The sequence below is a fragment of the Streptomyces sp. SID14436 genome, from assembly GCF_010548465.1.
Lineage (GTDB): Bacteria > Actinomycetota > Actinomycetes > Streptomycetales > Streptomycetaceae > Streptomyces.
Genome location: NZ_JAAGMD010000754.1, coordinates 1 through 2,732 on the forward strand (window position 1 = coordinate 1; position 2,732 = coordinate 2,732).

A 2,732-nucleotide genomic window follows, 5' to 3' on the forward strand; every position below is an offset into this window, starting at 1 on the left:
GGCCGGCGTCGGCAGCCGCGGCCGGGGCGGCCGGGGCCGCCTGCGGCTGCGGGGCGTCGGTGTCCGACCGGCGCACCACGGGCAGGGTGCCGTCGGTGAAGGCCGCACGGGTGGCGGAGCGCTGGATCTTCCCGCTGGTGGTGCGGGGGATGACGCCGGGGCGGACCAGGGCGACGGTCCCGGGCGCGACGTCGTGCTCCCGCACCAGGGCGGCGCGCACCGCGCCGATCACGGCGTCGGCGGTCTCCGCGACGTGGCCGTGCGCCGTCTCCACGACGAGGCAGATCTCCTCGCGGCCGTCCCGCTCGACGGCGAACGCGGCGGCGCCGCGCCGCAGTCCGTCGTGGGCGGCCAGCGCGGTGGTCTCCAGGTCCTGCGGGTAGTGGTTGCGGCCCCGCACCACGATCAGGTCCTTGCTGCGGCCGGTGACGTGGAGGCGGCCGTCGCGCACGAAGCCGTAGTCGCCGGTGCGCAGGTGGCGGCGCGGGTCGCCGGGCAGCCGGGCCCCGAAGGTCCCGCCGGTGTCCGGGTGCCCCCAGTAGCCGTCCGCGACGTTCTCGCCGGCCACCCAGATCTCCCCGACGGTGCCCGGGTCGCAGGGCCGGCCGGTCGCGGCGTCGGCGACGGTGAGGTCCAGGTCGGCGGCGACCGGCCCGCAGTCCACCACGGGCAGCCCGCCGGGCGCCGGTTCGGGACGCCGGCCGGGGCCGAGGGAGTCCGCGTCGAAGGTCTCCGCGAGGCGTTCGCCCGCCACCCGGCGGCCGGACACCATGAGGGTGGCCTCGGCCAGCCCGTAGCACGGGAAGAAGGCCTCGCGGCGGAACCCCAGGGGCGCCATGCGCTCGGCGAAGCGTTCCAGTGTCCGGGCCCGCACCGGCTCCGCGCCGTTGAACGCCACCTGCCACTGCGACAGGTCCAGCCCGGCCAGCTTCTCCTCGGGGATGCGGTCCAGGCACAGGTCGTAGGCGAAGTTCGGCCCGCCGCTGATGGCCGCGCCCAGCTCGGAGACGAGCTCCAGCCACAGCAGCGGCCGGGTGATGAACGCGGTCGGGGACATCAGGGTGACCGGGGCGCCCGCGTAGACGGGCTGGAGGATCCCGCCGATCAGGCCCATGTCGTGGTACGGCGGCAGCCAGCTGACCACGCCGGTGTCCGGGCCGGAGCCGAACCGCTCCTGGATCTGCGCCGAGTTGACCACCAGGTTGCGGTGGGTGACCCGCACGCCGCGCGGGGTGCCGGTCGAGCCGGACGTGTACTGGAGGAAGGCGAGCGTGTCCCCGTCGATGCCGGGCCGCCGCCAGTCGCCGGCCGGGGGCAGGTCGCCGTCGACCGCGAGCAGCGGCAGGCCGGGGGCCCGCAGTTCCTCGGCGAGTTCGGCGGCGCGCGGCAGCTGGTCGCCGGGCACGAGGGCGGCGGCGGGCTGCGAGTCGGTCAGGACGGCCGCGTGGCGGGCGGTGTACTTGCCGCCGCTCGGCGGGTACAGCGGCACCGCGACGGCCCCCGCGTACAGGCAGCCGAGGAACGCCACGACGTAGTCCAGTCCCGGCGGCAGCAGCACCAGGACCCGCTCGCCGCCGAGTCCCCGGCCGGCCAGCAGGGCGCCCACCGACCGGGCGCGGGCGTCCAGTTCGGCGAAGGTCAGCGACGGCCGCTGGTCCCGGCCGGGGCTCACGAAGGTGTAGGCGGTGCCGCCGCCGAGCGCGGCGCGCTCGGTCACGACGTCCACGAAGGTCGGGGCTCGCCGGACGGCGAGGTCCGTGGGCGGGCTCGCCAACTTGGACATGGGCATGTCAGTGGTCCTCACGCGGGAGTACGGGATCGGGACCGGGCGGCGGGGTGCCGCGCGCGGTGGTGCGCTCAGAGGTGACCGGTGCGACCGGGCGCCGGGGTCAGGCGGTGCGCCAGCGCAGCCAGCGGTTGGCACCGGCCAGGCCGACGGCGGTCATCGCGCTCAGGGCGGCGATGTTGAGCAGGAACGCCGTGCCGAAGTCCCCCATCAGCGCCAGGCGCAGGGACTCCGCCGCGTAGGTGGGCGGCAGCAGGTAGCCGAAGACCTGCAGCGGCACCGGCAGCGACTCGATCGGGATGAGCACCGGCGCCACCAGCAGCAGCACGAAGATCATCAGGTTCACGATCACCAGCAGCAGGTCCATGCTGCGCACCAGCGTCCCGATGGCCAGGCCGATCGCCGACAGCGCCATGCACGACAGCGGCAGCACGATCAGCAGCGCGGGCGAGATGACGAAGTCCGTGTCGTACATCAGCTTCGCCGTGATCATCGGGGTGATCAGGCCGGGCAGGATGAGCAGCAGCCGGGAGAAGACCATCGCGGCGAGGAAGGAGATCCTGCTGATGGGCAGCGACGCGTAGTAGACCATCATCCCGTCCTGCCGCAGGACGCCGATGCGCTGGGCGAGCGTGCCGATGCCCTCGTTGGCCACCGAGAAGATGGCCGCGCCGCTGACGATGAACAGCAGGCTCTGCTCGTCGGACAGGCCGTTGCCGATCCGGGTCAGGCCGAACACCATGGCGGCCGGCATCAGCAGGCCGAACATCAGCACCCACGACCAGGTGGTGCGGACCTCCAGCATCTGTTCCAGCCACAGGTACTTCAAATCCACGCCCATCCGCCGGACCCGGGCGGCGATCCCGCGGGCGGGCGCGGCCGGTACGGCCGGTACGGCTGCCGCGGCCGCCGCGTCCGGTCCGGTCCGGGCCGCGGACACGGCGGG

The 2,732-nt window shown here is 74.7% G+C and carries 2 protein-coding genes; both read right to left on the reverse strand.

Features of this window, described 5'->3' with window-relative positions; translation table 11 throughout:
* Positions 1 to 1,789 (reverse strand): fatty acyl-AMP ligase (locus tag G3I53_RS27480; RefSeq protein ID WP_164438890.1); only part of this gene is annotated, 1,789 nt, incomplete at its 3' end.
* A gap of 100 nt (positions 1,790 to 1,889) precedes the next feature.
* On the reverse strand, positions 1,890 to 2,732 hold an 843-nt coding region (locus G3I53_RS27485), incomplete at its 5' end, for an ABC transporter permease (RefSeq protein WP_239064147.1).